This is a genomic window from Lyngbya sp. PCC 8106 (assembly GCF_000169095.1).
Classification (GTDB): Bacteria; Cyanobacteriota; Cyanobacteriia; order Cyanobacteriales; family Microcoleaceae; genus Capilliphycus.
The window spans coordinates 66,133-83,625 of sequence record NZ_AAVU01000005.1; the positions used below are offsets into that span (position 1 = coordinate 66,133).

The following is a 17,493-nucleotide window of genomic DNA, read 5'->3' on the forward strand; positions in this document are numbered from 1 at the left end:
ATTTATTTTGGCCAGTTAAAACGGAATGTTGCTCCTTGATCGAGTTGAGATTCGAGTTCAATGGTTCCGCCTAGAGCTTCAATAATCTTCTTGACAATTGACAAACCAATCCCGGTATTTTCAGCTTCATCACGAGCTTTTAGGGTTTGAAAAATAGTAAACACCTTATCTCGATATTGAGGTGCAATTCCAGGGCCATCATCTGTCACTGAAAACTCATAAAAATTCCCTCGATCTCGGCTAGAAACTTTAACCATTCCATCGGGGCGATCGTGATGCTTAATAGCATTACTAATCAAGTTGCTGAACACTTGTTGTAAGGATAAACGCTGAGTTTTTAAAGTGGGCATTTCTCCCTCTATTTCAATGGTGAACGTTGACGGGGGATCGAGTGAGTCAATGATTTCTTCGAGAAGTTCTCTAACTTGAACAGATTCAGATTTAACTTGCATTCGCCCAACCCGAGAATATTGTAAAAGACCATTAATCAGGTTTTCCATCCGATGCACCCGCCCCCGCAATAAACTCATCTGATGACGAGTCTCATCATCAAGTTTATCTTCAAGATCTTCCTCGATCCATTCTGACAAATTTGCAATTGCTCTCAGGGGCGCTTTCAAGTCGTGAGAAGCAACGTAAGCAAATTGATCGAGTTCTTGATTACGCTTTTCGAGTTGTCCGGTTGTTGCGAGCAAAATCCCATTGAGTTGAAACAGTTCATCGGCTCTAGCTTGCAAGATGGCTTCTGTTTGTTTACGTTTGGTGACATCATTAATCGTTCCCCAAACTCCGATCACTTTGTTATCTGTATTGCGGTTGAGTTGAGCATCGATCTCTAACCAACAAAAATCCCCGGTTTTTTTGAGTGAGCGAAATTCAAAGATAAAATTATCTTGCTCAGTCTCCATCAGTCGTCGAAATTGTTCAGTACAATATTGTTGATCTTCTTCAGCGTAAATGTAGTTCAGTAATGGAGAATCTAGACTTTCAGAAACAGAATATTCGGTGATAAATGTCCAAGCCGGACTCAAGAAAACCAAACGACCTTCAATGTCGGTTTGAAAGATCACTTCTTGGACACTATTGAGAACAGATCGATACAACCGTTCACTCTCAGATAAGGCTTTTTCGATGCGTTTCCGGGTTGTAATATCTTCAAAAGCGACCCCTAAACGTTGATTGGGTAAGGGAAAAGCTTTAACTGCAAATAAACTCTGATTAACTCGCCGATCTCCATAACGCACTTCACTAAATGCACAGGGCTGTTGATGACGAATCACCTGGGCGTAAGCTTGCAACAAAGAAATGTTGGTTTCAGGTATTTTGGGGAAACACTCAACCATTTTTTTACCCACTTCCGAGTTGAGTTGAACTCCCAATAAATCCGATGCTGCGGGATTAGAACTCACTAAGCTAAAACTCTGAAGATCTTCAAGATCCTCGAGATGCCAGACCGTCATACCGATGGGAATATTCTCGACAATATCTTCATAGATTTTAATTTTGGCTTGGGCGGCTTCGGCTTGGGTGCGGGCAACTCGTTCTCGTTCGAGTAACTCGTCTTTGAGTTCGTTTAGCACTTCTAACTGTGCGGTTCGTTCTTGGACTCGCTGTTCGAGTTCATCGTTAAACCGAGCAATTTCTTCTTCGGCTTGTTTACGCAGGGTAATATCTCGGGAAATACATAAAATAATCGGTTCTGCTGTCGATGAACTCGAAGAAATGGCGCGACTGGTGGTTTCAAACCAGACATAATCACCATCGCGACGACGAACTCGGTAAGTTGTGGTGTATTCATCGGGTAACTGACCGACAACGGTATAAGTTCTTTGCCAAGCGGCTACATCAGTGGGATGAAAGAATTCGTAGAGAGAACGTCCGAGAAGTTGATCCGGTTCATAGCCGAGGAGATGGCGACTAGCGGGGGAGACGTAGAGAAATACCCCTTCGCAGGTATGAGTCGAAATCATGTCTTTGGCATTTTCTGCCAGTAACCGATAACGGGCTTCACTTTCGGTGAGAGCGTCTTCGGCACGTTTGCGATCGCTAATATCTTGTTGAGAACCGACCATACGCATCGGTTTACCCTGTTCGTTTCTCTGAGCAAGGCCTCGGGCTAAAATCCACTTATAGCTGCCATCTGCACAACGAAGACGGTATTCTTCTGTATATTTTTTGGTTTTTCCATCCAGATGCTTTTGTACAGTGTCTAGAACGCGATCTCGATCGTCGGGGTGGATACGAGAACGCCAAGCTTCAAAGTTACTTTCTAATTCGTGATCCTTGTAGCCCAGATCGGCTTTCAACTGAGCAGACATGAATAATTCTCCGGTGGAAATCTCCCAGTCAAAAATCCCGTCTCCGGTACCTTTTAAGGCGAGTTGCCAACGTTCTTCGCTTTTTTTAAGCTCAATCTCAATTTGCTTACGTTCTTCAATTTCTTGCTGGAGTAAGCGCATTGACTGTTCCATCTGTTTAGGACTCGGAAACGTTAAAATTGCAGGCATTAACATTGTTAAAGCGATCGCGCTCATCAAAGACACTATTGCTGTGAAGGCTCGAATAAAGCCTGAGATCCAATAATTTGGATGCCACAGTGTCCAAATATCAAAGAGATGACCACAACCGCAAGAGATGATAAAGCCAGCAAACAACAGAATTATCCAGTTAAACGGAATATCCTCTCGCTTGCGAACAAGGTATACCAGCCCGATCGGAATAGAAAAGTAAGACAGTGCAATAATGGCGTTACTGACCAAATGCAATCCTACTAATCCAGGTTTCCAGAGATAGCAACTGCCATGAGGCATGAACGCTGTTGTAGCGAGTAAACTTTCTGTTAGCATATATAGTGGTCTTCTACAGCATAAATTGTCAATCTGTCTTTCGGTCAGTTTTTGATAAGACTATTGACAGATAGACTAAGTGAGGTTTTTTAGGTTAGTCTTATGAGGATATATTAAAATCGCTAATATTTCCTCTATCCTATAGGCAATTTTAGAATGAGTAAAATCCGTGTTGTTCTCGTTGAAGATCATAACTTGAGTCGTGTTGGTTTGGTCGCGGCTCTCAAGCAGGTTGATGATATAGAAGTTGTTGGTGATGCTGAAAATGGTCGCAAAGGCTTAGAAATGTTGCGAACGATGCAGCCAGATGTGGGTATTATTGATATTGGTTTACCGGATATTGATGGTATAGAGTTGACGCAACAGTTGCGAAAAATTCAGGCGAATCTGGAACCTGGCGATCGCAGTAAGGTTCTGATTTTAACCATGCACGAGGAGGAAAATTCGGTTCTAGCGGCTTTTGCTGCGGGCGCTGACTCCTATAGTTTGAAGGATGCGAGTTTAGACACACTGGTACAGGCGATCCGATCTACCTATGAGGGTAATGCTTGGATCGATCCGAATATTGCTCGTATTGTTCTCAAGCAAGCCCGAACCTCAGAGTCAGAGAATTCTGCAACTGCGGTTGATCCAATCACCAGCGACAGCGAAGATTTGAAACAGATGGTTAAGATTGATTCGGCTCAATCTGATGTTCAACAGCTTCTCGATACTTATCCGTTGACGGAGCGAGAATTGGAGGTGCTAGAGTTGATTGTGGGTGGATGTAGCAACGCTGAAATCTCTGAAAAGCTCTACGTTACTGTCGGAACGGTGAAAACTCATGTTCGCAGCATTTTGAATAAGTTGTGTGTCGAAGATCGCACTCAAGCTGCGGTTCGGGCTTTACGTTCGGGCTTAGTGAGCTAAAAGAAGTCATCAGATCAATCTGTTTTTACCTCCCATCTCCCCAATTCTCCCCATTGACAAATTTGAGGAAGACTTAGGCAGAGTATAAATCCATCCCAAGAATCATGTTAGTCTCTCCGTCTCAGTTTAAGCTAATATTAGTTTTGTTTCAATTGTGATCGTTAATCGCGACTAAGTTTACACTACTGTTGAATAACTCAGAAGTTCAGCTTGATTGACTTATGAGCGGTAGTCTAAGTGTTTTGGAGGAAACTGATGAATTATCCGACTCGGGGACAACTGGAACGCCATCTTTCTCAGCAGATTCAAGCTTTATATCGTCAAGAGCTAGGACATCAACCCAGCAAGGTGACTTGTCAACTCTTTGACTGTAAATTAGCTGTTATCGTCGAAAATTCGATTACACCTGCTGAAAAACGGTTAGCAGAAGTCGGACAGGAAGATTTAGCTGAAGAAGTCCGAGCGGGACTCAAAGATGCTACTCAACCTAAACTCAAAGCGTTGATTCAAGAGATTTTAGGGGTTGAGGCGATCGATATTTTGAGTGAAGCGAAGCTGGAAACAGGTCGTCTAGGTATTATTGTAATATTAGCCCAATCTCCTCAAGTTCGTAATCCGGAAGCGATTCCTAAGCATAAAGCAAACAATGGAAGTTAGGTTTCTGAGTTCTTCTGGATGGAATTGATGATGACATTACTAGAGAAACTCTATAATGAAACAAACCAATTTAGCCAATGCTGAAGAACTGATTTGTGAACAAATTCAACATATCTACGTTCAACAATTAGAGCAGGAACTTAGCCAAATTAGTTGCCGTATTTTTGATCGGATTCTAATTTTTGTTTTAGAGGGAGTGATTACTCCCCCAGAAAACTTGTTGAACCAAAATAATCATCTCCGTTTAGTTAGTCAAGTTCGATCCGTATTTGATCGAATGATTCAACCTAAAATTCAAGATTTGATTGAACAAACTCTGAATGTAACGGTTATTGACTTCCTGTGTGATACTACGATTGATACCAGTCGGACTGGTGCTATCGTTATTTTTGAATTTCAGTGTCGCAGATCTGACTTGAACATCTCAGATGACTCAAATTACAATTAGATTGGGTCAAATAACGGCAAACTAAAGCTTCTAAATCGCTGAGTAGATAAGGTTTACTGAGGTAATCATCAAAACCTGCTGCTAACAAACGTTGTCTATCTTGTCCTAAAGCTAACCCCGTGACAGCAACTATTGTGGTTTGGTGAATTCGTTGATCGCCTCGAATTTGACGGAGAAGCTGTAAACCATCAATATCGGGTAAAACAATATCGAGTAAGATCAGTTTAGGTTGATAATGTTGCAAAAGGGACAGAGCTTCTTGAGAACTACCTGCGCTTAAATAAGGATACCCCAGATTTTCTAAGACACAACCGATTAGAATTAAATTGTCTTGATTATCATCGACTGCTAAAACATAGGGCTTCCTTTTAACCGACTGGTGAGCTAAACTCGTTAGAGATTTTGTAGTCATACTCAGTATCGTCCATCTGCAAGGGAATACGAAGCATACCCCCAAGTGGCTAAAAGGCACTGCTCTCGGACTGGTTCGCGAGGCTTGCTCTAGGTCAGCTCCCTTCTGCTGGCGTAAGGCTCAGGAGAGGGTTGCATAAGCTAGTGCAAACTTGTTGTATTATACACTATCTCCAAAAAAATTTAAACATTATTTCAACATTTGATACAAACGGTTGGGAAGCTTAAAAAAATTAAACACAAACTCGTGAATTTCTCGGTATAAGCTGAATCAATCTGATCTTCAGGACAGAAATTAGAAGACTGAATAAGTATCTATACTTATTAAATTTTTTAAAGTATAAATCCAAAGACTTTGATTATTTTGAATTAATATTTTGAATAGAGAAGTCTTTTCTGTAATTTCTGATACTGAGATTAAATAAAATCCTGATTTGAGTAAAAAACGTTCCATCCGTGTTGAAAATATAAAAAAGGATCTAATCTAGATTAGCTCCTTTCTCATTTTTAAGTTAATTTATCAATTAGTCAATTGCCTTCTTGATTTCATCTTTGAGATTTTCTACTGTCTGTTCAACTTCCGCCTCAGTTTGCTTGGCTTTTCCTTCTGCTTTGTCCTGGGGATCTCCGGTAAACTCTCCCATCGCTTCTTGAGCTTTCCCTTCTAGATTTTTAGCTGTTGCTTTGGCACGATTTTCTAAACTCATGGTTAAAATCTCCTGGTTTTAGGTAGTTTTTGAGTATTCTGTCTACCTGACTAAATTCTATCAAAATAACCGCCGATGATCGCTCTATCTAAAGATAGATTAAAACCCATAAAATTTATTAAAAATGTCCAAATTTATCCGGTTTAGTTCTTTCTAAAGGGTGAGGTCAAGTGATCCTAAACTCGTTTATTCTTGGAAGTGAAACGTTGAGTTAAAAAATCAACGATTAATACTGAAACTGTTACTTAATCAACAAAGGAGATTAAATTATGCAATTTGCTCGTAAATTGTTTTCAAAATTGTTAGTATTTGTATCACTAGCTGTGTTTTGCTCAGGTTTAATGACCGCTTCATTTTTACCTGTTAACGCCGTCAATTTAAACAGTAGTTCTTCCATCTTAGCCACAAATTCTTCCATGGTTGATGATGTCCTCGGAGAAGGGACAACAAATAAAGTTGAAGGAATGGCGCGTCAGGGTATGGGAACAGCAGAACAAAATATGAAAGAAGCTCAAGCCAAAGCCGAAGGTTCACTCAAACAAGCTCAAGGAAAAGCACAGGAAAATATGGGCGATCTTCAACGTCAAAGCAGTGAAGCTGGCTCTGATTTAGAAAAAGCATCTGATAATGTCGTTGATGCGGTTAAAGATTTCTTCGGACAGTAAAATTAACCCAAAACAGGTTTGAGTCTGAACTAATGACTTGATTTAATTTCCCAGGTTTATTCCTGGGATTTTAGTTGAATAAAACTTGAAAAGATTAGGAGAAAAAAGCTATAATGAAAGGGTTGAAAGGAAAAAATGTATTAATCACTGGAGCGACTTCTGGAATTGGACAAGCCATTGCAGTTCGCTTTGCTCAAGAAGGTGCAAATGTCGCGATTAATTACCGAGGAAATCCTGAAAAAGCAGAAGATACAGAGGAAATGATTGATCAAGTTTGCAATCAAATTCGGGGTTGTGGGGGTCAAGATTTCCCGGTTGAGGGAGATGTTTCTAATGAGCAAGATATTATCAGGATGTGTGAAGAAGTTGTCGAAAAATTAGGCAGCTTAGATATTTTAGTTAATAATGCTGGAATGCAAATTGCTGAAGCTTCTGATCAAGTCAAAACGGAGAACTTTGATCAAGTGATTTCGGTCAACTTGCGAGGGGCTTTTTTGTGTTCTCGCGAAGCGATTAAACAGTTTTTAAAACAAAATAATGGAGGTGTCATTATCAATATTTCTAGTGTTCATGAAATCATTCCTCGACCGGAATATGCGAGTTATTCGATTAGTAAAGGAGGAATGGGAAATCTGACTAAAACTTTGGCTTTAGAATATGCTAGAAAAGGAATTCGAGTTAATTCTATTGCACCGGGCGCTACAGCAACACCGATTAATTCTTGGACAGAAGACGAGGAAAAAAGAAAAGAAGTTGAACAGCATATTCCGATGGGGCGAGTAGGAACGTCAGAAGAAATGGCTGCAATTACAGCTTTTTTGGCTTCTGATGATGCGGCTTATATTACAGGTCAAACTCTGTATGCTGATGGTGGACTGACGCTTTATCCAGACTTTATGAAAGCTTGGTCAGCCGGAGAATAAGTTAGTTATTCGTTAATTTAATAAAAAAAATTTTGTTTAAATTGCCAGGTTTTTGATGAAAATCTGGTTTGTTTTTGTTTTCCTAGAGAAATATATCGCTGGAAATATTCCTGAAACGTTAATCGTTGAAAGAACAATTGAAAATCACGTTAACTTTTGGAATCATTCTAACAATTTTATTTCCGGTTTTAGGGCTTGAGGGAAGTTCTCTTGATTATTGGGCTGAATCGATCCTTTTAGCTTAATGAATTTTTTGAGTATTGTGATTAAAAAGGGACTGATTTTACCGATATTTTATATTCACCTAAATTTGCTTCACAAAAAAGTAGCTCATGTAAAATTTATAGACTGTCACTTAACATACAGAACTGTATAAGCTAAGATACACAACTATAGCCTTCATCTGAATTCCCAAGATTTTTTAGAGTTAGGATATTATTGATGAAAATTTTCAAACCGTGGTACATTGTATTACCGGGGGCTTTAGTTTTCTCTATCCCCTGGACACCTGCCCAGGCTGCGACTTTTTTTAATGATGAAGACATGAAATTTGATCAACCTGTTGTCACCCAGATGGAATTCACTTTAGACAGCAATACGATGTCTGATGTTGATCTTGATCTCAAGAGTATTACATCTGGGCTGGCTGATGATTTTGACAATGGGAGAAACTTAATCGCAACTAATGAATTGATCGACACGGAACTTGAAGTCGCCCAAGAAATTCCTGAACCTTCCACTTTAGTTACTTTATTGTTTCTGGGTTTATTTCCTAAACTCTGTGGGAAAAAGAAATAATAATCATAACGGTTTTCAGTCTACTTAAGTACAACCTTTTAAGTTTAAATTCCCCCTTTAAAGGTAGGGCTGTGCGCGTTGCCCTAAAACTTAATTTGTGGGGAGATGGGGAGGACGGTCGGTAGGGAGGTAGGGAGGATTTTTATTAATAAAAAGTGATTTTTCATCTCCAAAAAGACCTCTCCCCACCACCCCCATCACCCGATCACCCCATCAACCTCGGCAATTTTTAACTCGGTGAACGGATGACTGAGAATGAAACAGCCCTGCTTTTAAAGGGGAATTCCGGGAATCTAAAATCTGCTGCATTCTTTTATAGATTTTAGAGAATTAAAAGGTTTAAAGTTGGGCAATTGCTTGTGAAATTCCTTCTGAGTCACAAACAAAACCAAAACATTCTTTAACATTATAAAGCGTTGCTTGCCAACAATATTCAGGTGAAGTCGTTGCAGTACAATCTTTAACTAAAATACAGTCATAGCCCAAAAAGTTAGCATCTTGCAACGTCGTCATCACACATTGATCGGCATTTACTCCGGCAAAAAGCAACGTAGTTTTACCTAAATTTCGTAAAATACTATCAAGTGGTGTATCCCAAAACCCACTCATGCGGTATTTATCCACCCGAATATCTTGGGGTTTGTCTTCGAGTTCATCAATGACTGAAGCCGCCCAACTTCCCGCTTCTAAAACAGGTGAATTATTCTTCGGTAATCGATCACCCAAACCGACTCCTTCGCCTGTAGGATTATAAATATGAAGTGTGGCTGGACTTAGATTGAGTAAATCAGGCCGATTTCCCCAGTTAACCCAAATCACCGGAACATTTGCTGATCGCAACACAGGGAGAAGGTTCTGCAAGGGTTCAATGGGTTGACGGGCTGGTGTCACATCGACCCCAATATAGGCTAACCAACCGTCAGGATGACAGAAATCATTCTGCATATCAATGACTAAAATAGCAGTTTTGGCCAGATCTAGTCGTAGGGTTTTGGTTTCAGTGGCGAGGGTGATCGGTTGAGGTTCAACCCCAGGACGAGTCAAATCGGCGATCGCATCATTGACACTCCAAGCGTTGGGAGGAATACCTAATGTTCGGAGAGAGGGGGAATTCATTTCTCTGAGTTTATCAAGGTTTGCATTCTATTTTAGGGGATTATTGCCCCGTTTCAATCTCTTATCGGGATTCTTGTTATTTGTTCTAGAAAGCTGATCAAGAGTCTCAAATGATCGATTGGCAATGGGTTCAGCAATCAAAATTTACAATCTTTCAGACAGTGGTAACTCGGGAAAGTTGGAAGACAAAAAAGGCTCAAGGAATTCAACCTGAGCCACTGAAACTTCAGCAAAAATTAGTGTCATTCAAAACACGATCTTAAACATAATCAAACTATAAAACAGAGAAAAAAATGCGAACACTATAAGCACTTTTAACTCAACTCCAGGTACAGAAATTATGCCATTCCGACTAATTTAGCACTCAATTTCCACAACTTCTCAGCTTTATTGTCATCGAGGGCTTCATTAGAAACTTCTTGCATAAAAGATTTACGACCTTCTTTTTGTCGATTTCCCCAACTCCAATACACACCAGATGTATTATATTCTGGTTCAGCCACAACCATCGCCACCCGTTCCCCGGCGAGTTCTTCCGAGACATATCCGCCTGTAATATTTTTTTGGAACCAAGGAAAAATCTTTTGAAACAGAGGATAATGATTTCTAAACAAAGCTGTTGTGGCGACACAACCGGGATACAGAGAACTAAACACAATTCCCGTTGATTCGTGATAGCGACGATGTAACTCCCGCATGGTTAAAACATTACAAAGTTTGCTGTCTTTGTAGGCTTTACCCGATTTGAACTTTTTACCATCAATCATAGAAATCGGTGCCTGAAAACCCGCTTCTAATCCTTGCATATTTCCTAAATCGGGAGGTGCAGGAATCGGGATTTTTCCGCCTAATTCTTTGGGATTTGCGGTAACAGTTCCGAGAATAATCAGTCGAGGTTCAGAAGTCGCCGAATGCTTCAAATCCTCTAACATCAGGTTACACAGCAGAAAATGTCCGAGGTGATTCGTCGCCACACTCAATTCATATCCATCTGCACTTCGTTGGGGTTCCTTCTCTAGGGGAAGATAAACCGCAGCATTACAAACTAAAGCATCAAGAGACTTACCGCTTTCGCGAAATGTCTTCACAAACTGATGAACACTCTCCAAGGAGGCTAAATCGAGAGGGATGATAGTATAGGTGTCAGCAGGGATTCCGACCGTTTGAGCCGCTTTTTCCGTCTTCTCCAAATTCCGACAAGCCATCACCACATACCAGCCTTTTTTAGCCAAAGCTTTTGCGGCTTGTAAACCCACTCCAGAGGAGGCTCCGGTAATCACGACCGTTGACTTCTGATGTTGTTCCATAGTCTTGAGACTGAGTAGATTGCTGTTGATTTTTGTCAGGATCTAATCCTACTAAATTACGAGATTATATTGTCTCATTCTCAGTCACTGATCACTTTCGATGTTGAGGCGAAGGGTTTAGAAAGCTTGTCTGCTATTGGAAAACAGCAACAGTGAAGAACTATTACAAACTGTTTCCTTCTCTGTTACAGCGTTGACGTTTTAATAATACAGGTGTCCGCTTTCAGGTGTCCAGTATGGAAATAACGGGTGACTCGAAACGAGGATTCACTTTTGTCCTACTTGCGACAGAGAGAGTAAAATTGCAAAGTCTATCTAAAGATAGTCGTGTAACTTAATTGCTCCGTGTGACAATTCAGAGGAATGAATGCGTTTGTTTGTTCCTTATCGACAAGAAAGACTTGAGGGTAGTTTGAAGGGACTGGGTGATTTACTCAGTCCTTATTTTTTGTCTATCTTGTTTGACTACAGGCTGATGAAAATCAAGTCTAGAGTTTGTAATGACTTTAGATTTTTTTGAGTTTAGGTGTCATTGTGCCGAGTTGTCTAACAGTGACACCCATGATCAGAATTAGCTTATTTTTTCTGAGAATCTATCGAACAAGTTTCAAAACTGCATTGACTAAAACGTTGTCTTCGAGAGGCGACAAATGTATAAATTTTAGGGCCAAAAGTCGATGAACCGGGAAGATAGAGAAACAGTCGTAACGGCGACAATATTGGAATATACCGCAAAATTTCTCGAAAGGCAAAAAATCCTTTTCTGACCGATCCATTCGGTAAAATCAAGTGCATTTCCTCTAAACAAGCTTGCAATGAAATTTGAGGATGAGTTTCCGCGAGAGTTTGCCAACGTTTTTCTAAATCACTGTAAATAATACAGTTAAACCAATCAAAGTAACACAAAACTGTCATTGAACGAATGCAGAGAGGACACTGACCGTCATAGAGAATTTCTGGCTTATTGTTTGAAGTCGAAGACCAGGGACGAGTAGTGAAGTTTTGAACAATAGAAGCCCAAGGAATAAACACTGCATAAAGAGCAATAAACTGGAAGAAAGGCGCTCTCTGGGCTAAATAAATACCGATATGAAAAGACGCTCCTAAAGGAATATAAATCCAGACTAGCTTCGGAAAAATAAGCACTAAAAAGAAAGTAGCCTCAAACCAAACAGCCATAAAGGAAGAAAGTACAGCCATAGTATGATTATGGGCTAACCAAACTCCCAAATCACTTCCCCATCTCAAACCATCCGATAGTAAATAGTATTGTAGTGTGTACCCGTTAAACCAATCAAATCCATCATTCGTTAGTTTAGCTAGTCCTGCACTCAGATAAACCAATGCAAACATCCACTGAATGAACAGTAGTGGCCATCGGGAAAAACTGCTATTTTCATTGATGATATTAAAAGTTTCAAACTTCCGTTGATTGTGGTTAAATCTAATCCTTTTTACAATGTCATCAACAGATAAAACTCGACCACATGGACTCAGTGCAAGGACAAATAGAGCCATCATCATTAAAGCTTCAGGATGATGATATTTCCCAAAAGAGTAGAGATATTCTTGCGTCCAGAGACAGCCAAGAGAAAACGGAATTAAACTCCAGTTTGTTTTAAAACCCAATAAGGCAAAAACACCTGTTACCACTGTAATCCCATAAATAATACATAGAAAAATATCCGATGGGGGTTGATTCGAGCCAAAAGGTAAAGTTAGTAATTGAACAAAAGGTAAAGGATTATAAACGGCTCCTGGCCATGAAGCTCGCTCAAAAAGCCCATTTAGATAGTTAGGTTGGAGAATTAGGAAAAGTTGAAAGCTAACAAAAATAATTCTACAAATGGCAAGATTAAACAGGGGAGCTGGCTCAAACCAGTAAGCGTTCCATGCGGCTATAATTGAGTTTTGATGATGTTGTAATCTCATAATTTTTCTCCAGATTATTTTTTAAATATAGTTTTAGTAAGACTTTGAGGAAGAATTTCAATTCCGTCTTTAGTAATTTGATAAGTGTCAATATTTAAAAAGAGTTCCTGAATTTGCTTTCCATTTTTAGCTTCATACATTTTGAGAACTTCCGATAATGTCTTGTCATCTTTTTCTAGATTACCAGCATAGGTTTTAAATTTGTAATCTTTTACTCCGAGTGATTTATGGTCAAAAACTGCTTCTGTTCCATCCGTTAATTTAGCCATAAGCGTATGCTTTTTAACAGTTTCTCCTTCATACTTAGCACTACTATACATTGCATAGGATAAAAAAGGATAAAGTACCGGATCACAACCTACATTAACAACCGCAGGTAAAAATGAAAAAATATTTCCTAAGCAAAATAATCTAACCGCAGCCCCTGCTTGGACAATTATACACAGAAGAATAAAAGGAGAGATAAGCTTCTTTGCATTTTTTTCGAGATTTATTGAGAGTGCTGTTTTCATTGTTGTTTCCTATATGAATACTGTTTTTGTGAAAAATACTTAAATAGAGACAGAACTAAAAAAAGAATGATAGTGCTTTTCTGAATTTAGAAAGTCCTTGTCCTAACTCTTGAGTTAATATTTGAAAGCCTTTTAAGCCTAAGTGTTTTAATCGATAACAAACGACTTCATAACGATGGGAAATTGTAGGCATTCTGAGAAGAATATAAACACATTTTCGACTAAGACAAGCGATAAATCCTGTGAGTTCAATCCCAAAACTAGATACAGTTGCTGCGTGAATTCCTAATGTTAACATTTGTCCTAAATGTAAATAATGGAATGCTCGTAATGGCTGTTTCTCAATTGCTAATTTGAGATTTTTAGCCGCACAATTTCCTTGCTGAAATGCAGCTTGAGCGGTTGTGGGAACTTGTTCGTCTCGGCGATTGCGTATATCTGCTAAATCACCCAAAGCAAAGACTTCAGGATAATCAAGCAGTTGTAATGTAGGTTGAGTCAGGAGTTGTCCTCGGCTATTATGTTTACACTCAAGAAAATACAGCCATTCTCTAGCTTGAGTTCCCATCGTTCCAATCACTAAATCAATAGGAGTAGTATAGATTTGATCGCCTTGTGTCAGAGTCAAAGAATCCTCATCTAACGCATTCACTTTTGTTTCAAACTTGACTTGAACACCACGAGAAATCAGCGATTGGTAGGCTACTTTTTGGCAAGATGTAGAAAAGTTTTTAAGAATTGTTTTACCTCGAATAATCAAGGAAATCTCCCCTCGTTCTCCCAAACGATCTACTAATTTACCTGCTAATTCGACTGCATTTGCACCACCTCCAATAATTCCGACTCGAATTTTAGACTGGATAGAATTTTCAAGAATATGTAGTTTATCCTGCAAACGTATCGCATCTTCTAGGGTTCGGAAAGCATAAGTATAAGTTGGGACACCTGAAACGGTATCAGAATAGCTTCGTCTGCCAACTGCTAACACTAAATAATCGTACAATAAAGGATCGCCATCTTGCAGTTGAATTTGATGTTCTTGTAAATCAATCCCTTTTACAGTTCCTTGATGAAATTTAATATCTGTATCCATCAATAACTTTTGAAAGGAGGGAGCTACTTCCCAGGTTTGGAGTTCTCCGGTAATTAATTCATAGAGAAAAGGAGTAAAGAGAAAGCGATCTTTTTGATCGATTAGAATAATTTCCGGCTTTTTCCCTTTAGACCAAGATAGACGATCTAAGTACAAGGCTGTATATAATCCAGCAAAGCCACCACCGAGAATACAAATTCGGCTTGAAGTTCTGTACTCAGATTTGCCAACTTGCAACATATATACAGTTCCTATCAGGAGAGGATACGAGTCAAAAAGATTAAACAATATAATTGAATGTATCTTGTTAACAGGACTAAATTAAAGGTATTTATGTAAAGTTATCAAGAAATAAATGTAAAGCTTTCGTAAAATTTGTATAAATTGTTTTAAAAGCCAACTATTTAATAGAAATCATCAGAAAATCCTTAAGTATTTCCCCCTAAATCTAGATACTTTAATCTCTAGATAACAGACTATATAAATAAATCATCCTTTTCGTAGAAGGGATTTAATTTTAGCTCAATGGTTTTTCATAAATCATTTTATGATGGTACCTTTTAGAGATGGATTGCGAGTTTTCAATTCGGATAAAACCTTGACTTAATCCTCTCATCAGTAGACTGTCCATCAATCTATTTGTTCGGAATGAGAAGTGATCGCATTTCTCCGCCTGAGACCTTGTGGCTTCAGCCCTTTCTATCTTCCCTCAAATTTATTGCAGCTTATGGACTGAGTTGTGTTATAATAGAATACTAGCAACCAGCGGACGTGGCGGAATTGGTAGACGCGCTAGATTTAGGTTCTAGTACCGTAAGGTGTGAAGGTTCAAGTCCTTTCGTCCGCACTTACCTTAAACCCTTGTAAATACGTTATTTCAAGTTTTTACTCAGTTTGAGTTACTTGCTTTTTACCCAATAATTACCCAGACTACAAGAGTCTTGTCCATTAAAGAATTAATCGTCAGTTTTGCATTATAAGCTAACATTTCTCCCACTCGTTCCAATCATCCAGAAACGGGACGCAGGGGAAGACATCATCTATCAGCTATATAACTTGGTCAAGTGAACGTAGAAGTAACGATATCTGATCTAAGTTTAATACAAATCTGACAATTTTTCAACACTAAAGCGAGTTTTCGCGGGTGTATTAAAAAAATCAAAACACCCACAAAAATTTTATTTTTTCAGTTTTAAAATAACAACTATTCAACTGTTACCGACTTTGCTAAATTACGAGGTTGATCGACATCTAAACCCCGACGAGCAGCAATATAATAAGCCAAGAGTTGTAACGGAATCACGGCTAAAATAGGTGACAACAATTCATCGACAAAAGGAACAGGTAAAATATCATCAAAAACATCCGATTCTTCTAAAGTTTCTTTTGCTGTTACCCCAATTAAATGGGCATCTCTGGCTTTAGCTTCTTGGGCATTAGAAATCACCTTTTCATACACACTTCCAGGCATTGCGATCGCCACAACAGGCACATCTTTATCTAATAATGCGATTGGCCCGTGTTTCATCTCTCCAGCGGGATAACCTTCGGCATGAATATAACTAATTTCTTTGAGTTTTAACGCGCCTTCTAAGGCAATTGGAAAATTAATTCCTCGCCCTAAAAATATAAAGTCTTTCGTATCCGTAAACCGATGAGAAAACTCCTCAATTTTAGTCCCTTGAGTATTTAAAATCAGTTCAATTTGAGACGGCAGTTTTCGCAAGCCTTTAATCAATTCTTGGACGCGAGATTGAGATAACGTTTTACGTCGCCACGCCAAATCAATGGCTAAGAGATAAAAAGCAATAACCTGGGCTGTAAACGTCTTCGTAGCTGCCACCCCAATTTCAATACCTGCACGAGTATTAATCAGATGAGGGACTAATTGACCGAGTGAACTTTCCGTGCGATTTGTAATCCCTAATAATCGAGGTTTAAACTGAGTCGGTGCATTTAAACGACGCTGCTTTTCCATCGATAAAGCCGCTAAAGTATCGGCCGTTTCTCCCGATTGAGTTACACCAATAATGAGTGTATTGGGTCTGAGCGGCGAAGGTGCATAACGCGCTTCAGAAGCATATTCTACAGTTGTGGGTAAATCAGCTAATTGTTCGAGTAAATATTTCCCGACTAAACTAGCGTGCCAACTGGTACCACAAGCAAGAATCTGGACTTGTTCGAGATTTTCTAATAGTTCATCAGGTAAACCCAACTCAATCGGGGATTGGTTTATCTCTACAGTTGCTGGATGTAACTGATCCGTTTTTTGGGGATCAAATTCAATATCCCAATTGTTATTAATATAAGCTTGTAAACAATCTCGCACCACTCCCGGTTGCTCGTGAATTTCTTTGAGCATAAAATGTTTAAAGGAGTGTTTCTCCACCAGAGTTGGACTCACATCCAGAATCCGAGGCATTTTATTGAGACGTTCCCCTGCAAAGCTATAAACCTCAACACCCAAATAGGTTAAACGGGCGAGTTCACCATTTTCTAAACTCAGAACCGTTTGCGTATAAGGAACTAAAGCAGGCGTATCAGAAGCACAGAAAAATTCCCCTTGACCTAAACCAATAGAAAGGGGTGCCTGTTGACGAGCGACAATTAATTCATTCGGAAAATCTGCACAAATAACTGCAATAGCAAAAGCACCTTTGAGTCGGTTCACTACACATCGAACTGCTTCAACAAAAGTAGAAGGAGAACAAACAGCATTCTCAGCAGACGGTTCAGACAGATATTCAGCAATTAAATGAGGAATAACTTCAGTATCGGTATCTGATTTGAACTCATATCCTTTGCTTTTGAGTTCTTCTCGTAATTCACGATAATTTTCGATAATCCCATTTTGAACCACCGCAACTTTACCATCAGGAGAAAGATGAGGGTGAGCATTGCGTTCTTCCGGTTTTCCGTGAGTCGCCCAACGAGTATGACCAATCCCGATATTCGCTAACATTTCTGTGCTGGCGAGTTTGTTACGAAGGTTATAGAGTTTACCTTTGGCTCGAATTTGACGAATTTTACCATCGGAAACCGTTGCGAGTCCGGCGGAGTCATAGCCCCGATATTCAAGTTTTTCTAAGCCACTCAACAGAATTTCAGTAGCGGTTTGAGTTCCGATATAACCAACAATTCCACACATCTGGGTTTGTTAACTCCTACG

At 39.4% G+C, this 17,493-nt stretch carries 15 protein-coding genes and 1 tRNA gene; 7 read left to right on the forward strand and 9 right to left on the reverse strand.

All coding sequences use genetic code 11. The features are described from left to right. Positions 1-2 precede the first annotated feature (2 nt). Positions 3-2,846 carry a PAS domain S-box protein gene (locus tag L8106_RS31270; RefSeq protein WP_009783129.1) on the reverse strand — a complete coding sequence of 948 codons (2,844 nt, stop codon included), beginning with the start codon at positions 2,844-2,846 and terminating at the stop codon, positions 3-5. Between the two features lie 156 nt (positions 2,847-3,002). On the opposite strand from L8106_RS31270, the gene L8106_RS05025 reads away from it, so the two are divergent. The 3 genes from L8106_RS05025 (at position 3,003) to L8106_RS05035 (ending at position 4,860) form a co-directional block, all read left to right on the forward strand. Beyond that, positions 3,003-3,755, forward strand: a complete 753-nt coding sequence (locus tag L8106_RS05025; protein ID WP_009783130.1) for a response regulator transcription factor — start codon at positions 3,003-3,005, stop codon at positions 3,753-3,755. A 255-nt stretch (positions 3,756-4,010) separates the two neighbouring features. Then, the gene (locus tag L8106_RS05030) at positions 4,011-4,412 is read left to right on the forward strand and encodes a DUF2294 domain-containing protein (RefSeq protein ID WP_009783131.1); all 402 of its coding nucleotides are present in this window, start codon (positions 4,011-4,013) and stop codon (positions 4,410-4,412) included. 55 nt (positions 4,413-4,467) lie between these two features. Continuing rightward, a complete protein-coding gene (locus L8106_RS05035) occupies positions 4,468-4,860 on the forward strand; it encodes a DUF2294 domain-containing protein (RefSeq protein WP_009783132.1) in 393 nt (130 codons plus the stop codon). Here the strand turns inward: L8106_RS05035 and L8106_RS05040 are convergent. Both L8106_RS05040 and L8106_RS05045 read right to left on the reverse strand, forming a co-directional pair. Next, positions 4,796-5,272 (reverse strand): response regulator, encoded by a 477-nt coding sequence (locus tag L8106_RS05040; RefSeq protein ID WP_009783133.1) that lies wholly within the window; start codon positions 5,270-5,272, stop codon positions 4,796-4,798. The two genes, L8106_RS05035 and L8106_RS05040, sit on opposite strands and share 65 nt — an antisense overlap. A gap of 523 nt (positions 5,273-5,795) precedes the next feature. Continuing rightward, a complete protein-coding gene (locus L8106_RS05045; protein ID WP_009783135.1) occupies positions 5,796-5,978 on the reverse strand; it encodes a CsbD family protein in 183 nt (60 codons plus the stop codon). Between the two features lie 341 nt (positions 5,979-6,319). On the opposite strand from L8106_RS05045, the gene L8106_RS05050 reads away from it, so the two are divergent. The 3 genes from L8106_RS05050 to L8106_RS05060 all read left to right on the forward strand — a co-directional run bounded on the left by L8106_RS05050 (position 6,320) and on the right by L8106_RS05060 (position 8,364). Next, positions 6,320-6,643, forward strand: coding sequence for a hypothetical protein (locus L8106_RS05050; RefSeq protein ID WP_198012899.1), 324 nt, complete (start codon positions 6,320-6,322; stop codon positions 6,641-6,643). A 113-nt stretch (positions 6,644-6,756) separates the two neighbouring features. Further along, positions 6,757-7,566: a glucose 1-dehydrogenase gene (locus L8106_RS05055; protein WP_009783137.1), complete on the forward strand. Its 810-nt coding sequence runs from the start codon at positions 6,757-6,759 to the stop codon at positions 7,564-7,566. A gap of 441 nt (positions 7,567-8,007) precedes the next feature. After that, positions 8,008-8,364, forward strand: coding sequence for a hypothetical protein (locus L8106_RS05060; protein ID WP_009783139.1), 357 nt, complete (start codon positions 8,008-8,010; stop codon positions 8,362-8,364). Between the two features lie 339 nt (positions 8,365-8,703). On the opposite strand, the gene L8106_RS05065 is transcribed toward L8106_RS05060, so the two are convergent. From L8106_RS05065 to L8106_RS05085, 5 genes are all read right to left on the reverse strand, one after another. After that, complete coding sequence (locus L8106_RS05065; protein ID WP_009783140.1) at positions 8,704-9,480, reverse strand: cysteine hydrolase family protein; 777 nt, start codon at positions 9,478-9,480, stop codon at positions 8,704-8,706. A gap of 338 nt (positions 9,481-9,818) precedes the next feature. Then, positions 9,819-10,787 (reverse strand): protochlorophyllide reductase, encoded by a 969-nt coding sequence (locus tag L8106_RS05070; protein ID WP_009783142.1) that lies wholly within the window; start codon positions 10,785-10,787, stop codon positions 9,819-9,821. A 576-nt stretch (positions 10,788-11,363) separates the two neighbouring features. Beyond that, entirely contained in the window at positions 11,364-12,719 is a 1,356-nt protein-coding gene (locus L8106_RS05075) for a DCC1-like thiol-disulfide oxidoreductase family protein (protein WP_009783143.1), read from the reverse strand. A 14-nt stretch (positions 12,720-12,733) separates the two neighbouring features. Beyond that, positions 12,734-13,231, reverse strand: a complete 498-nt coding sequence (locus tag L8106_RS05080) for a hypothetical protein (protein WP_009783144.1) — start codon at positions 13,229-13,231, stop codon at positions 12,734-12,736. Positions 13,232-13,286: 55 nt separating this feature from the next. Continuing rightward, entirely contained in the window at positions 13,287-14,564 is a 1,278-nt protein-coding gene (locus L8106_RS05085) for an NAD(P)/FAD-dependent oxidoreductase (protein ID WP_009783145.1), read from the reverse strand. Positions 14,565-15,089: 525 nt separating this feature from the next. On the opposite strand from L8106_RS05085, the gene L8106_RS05090 reads away from it, so the two are divergent. Continuing rightward, positions 15,090-15,171 (forward strand) — tRNA-Leu (locus L8106_RS05090). A gap of 357 nt (positions 15,172-15,528) precedes the next feature. Here the strand turns inward: L8106_RS05090 and glmS are convergent. Continuing rightward, positions 15,529-17,472 carry a glutamine--fructose-6-phosphate transaminase (isomerizing) gene (gene glmS / locus L8106_RS05095; protein WP_009783146.1) on the reverse strand — a complete coding sequence of 648 codons (1,944 nt, stop codon included), beginning with the start codon at positions 17,470-17,472 and terminating at the stop codon, positions 15,529-15,531. Positions 17,473-17,493: the final 21 nt, after the last annotated feature.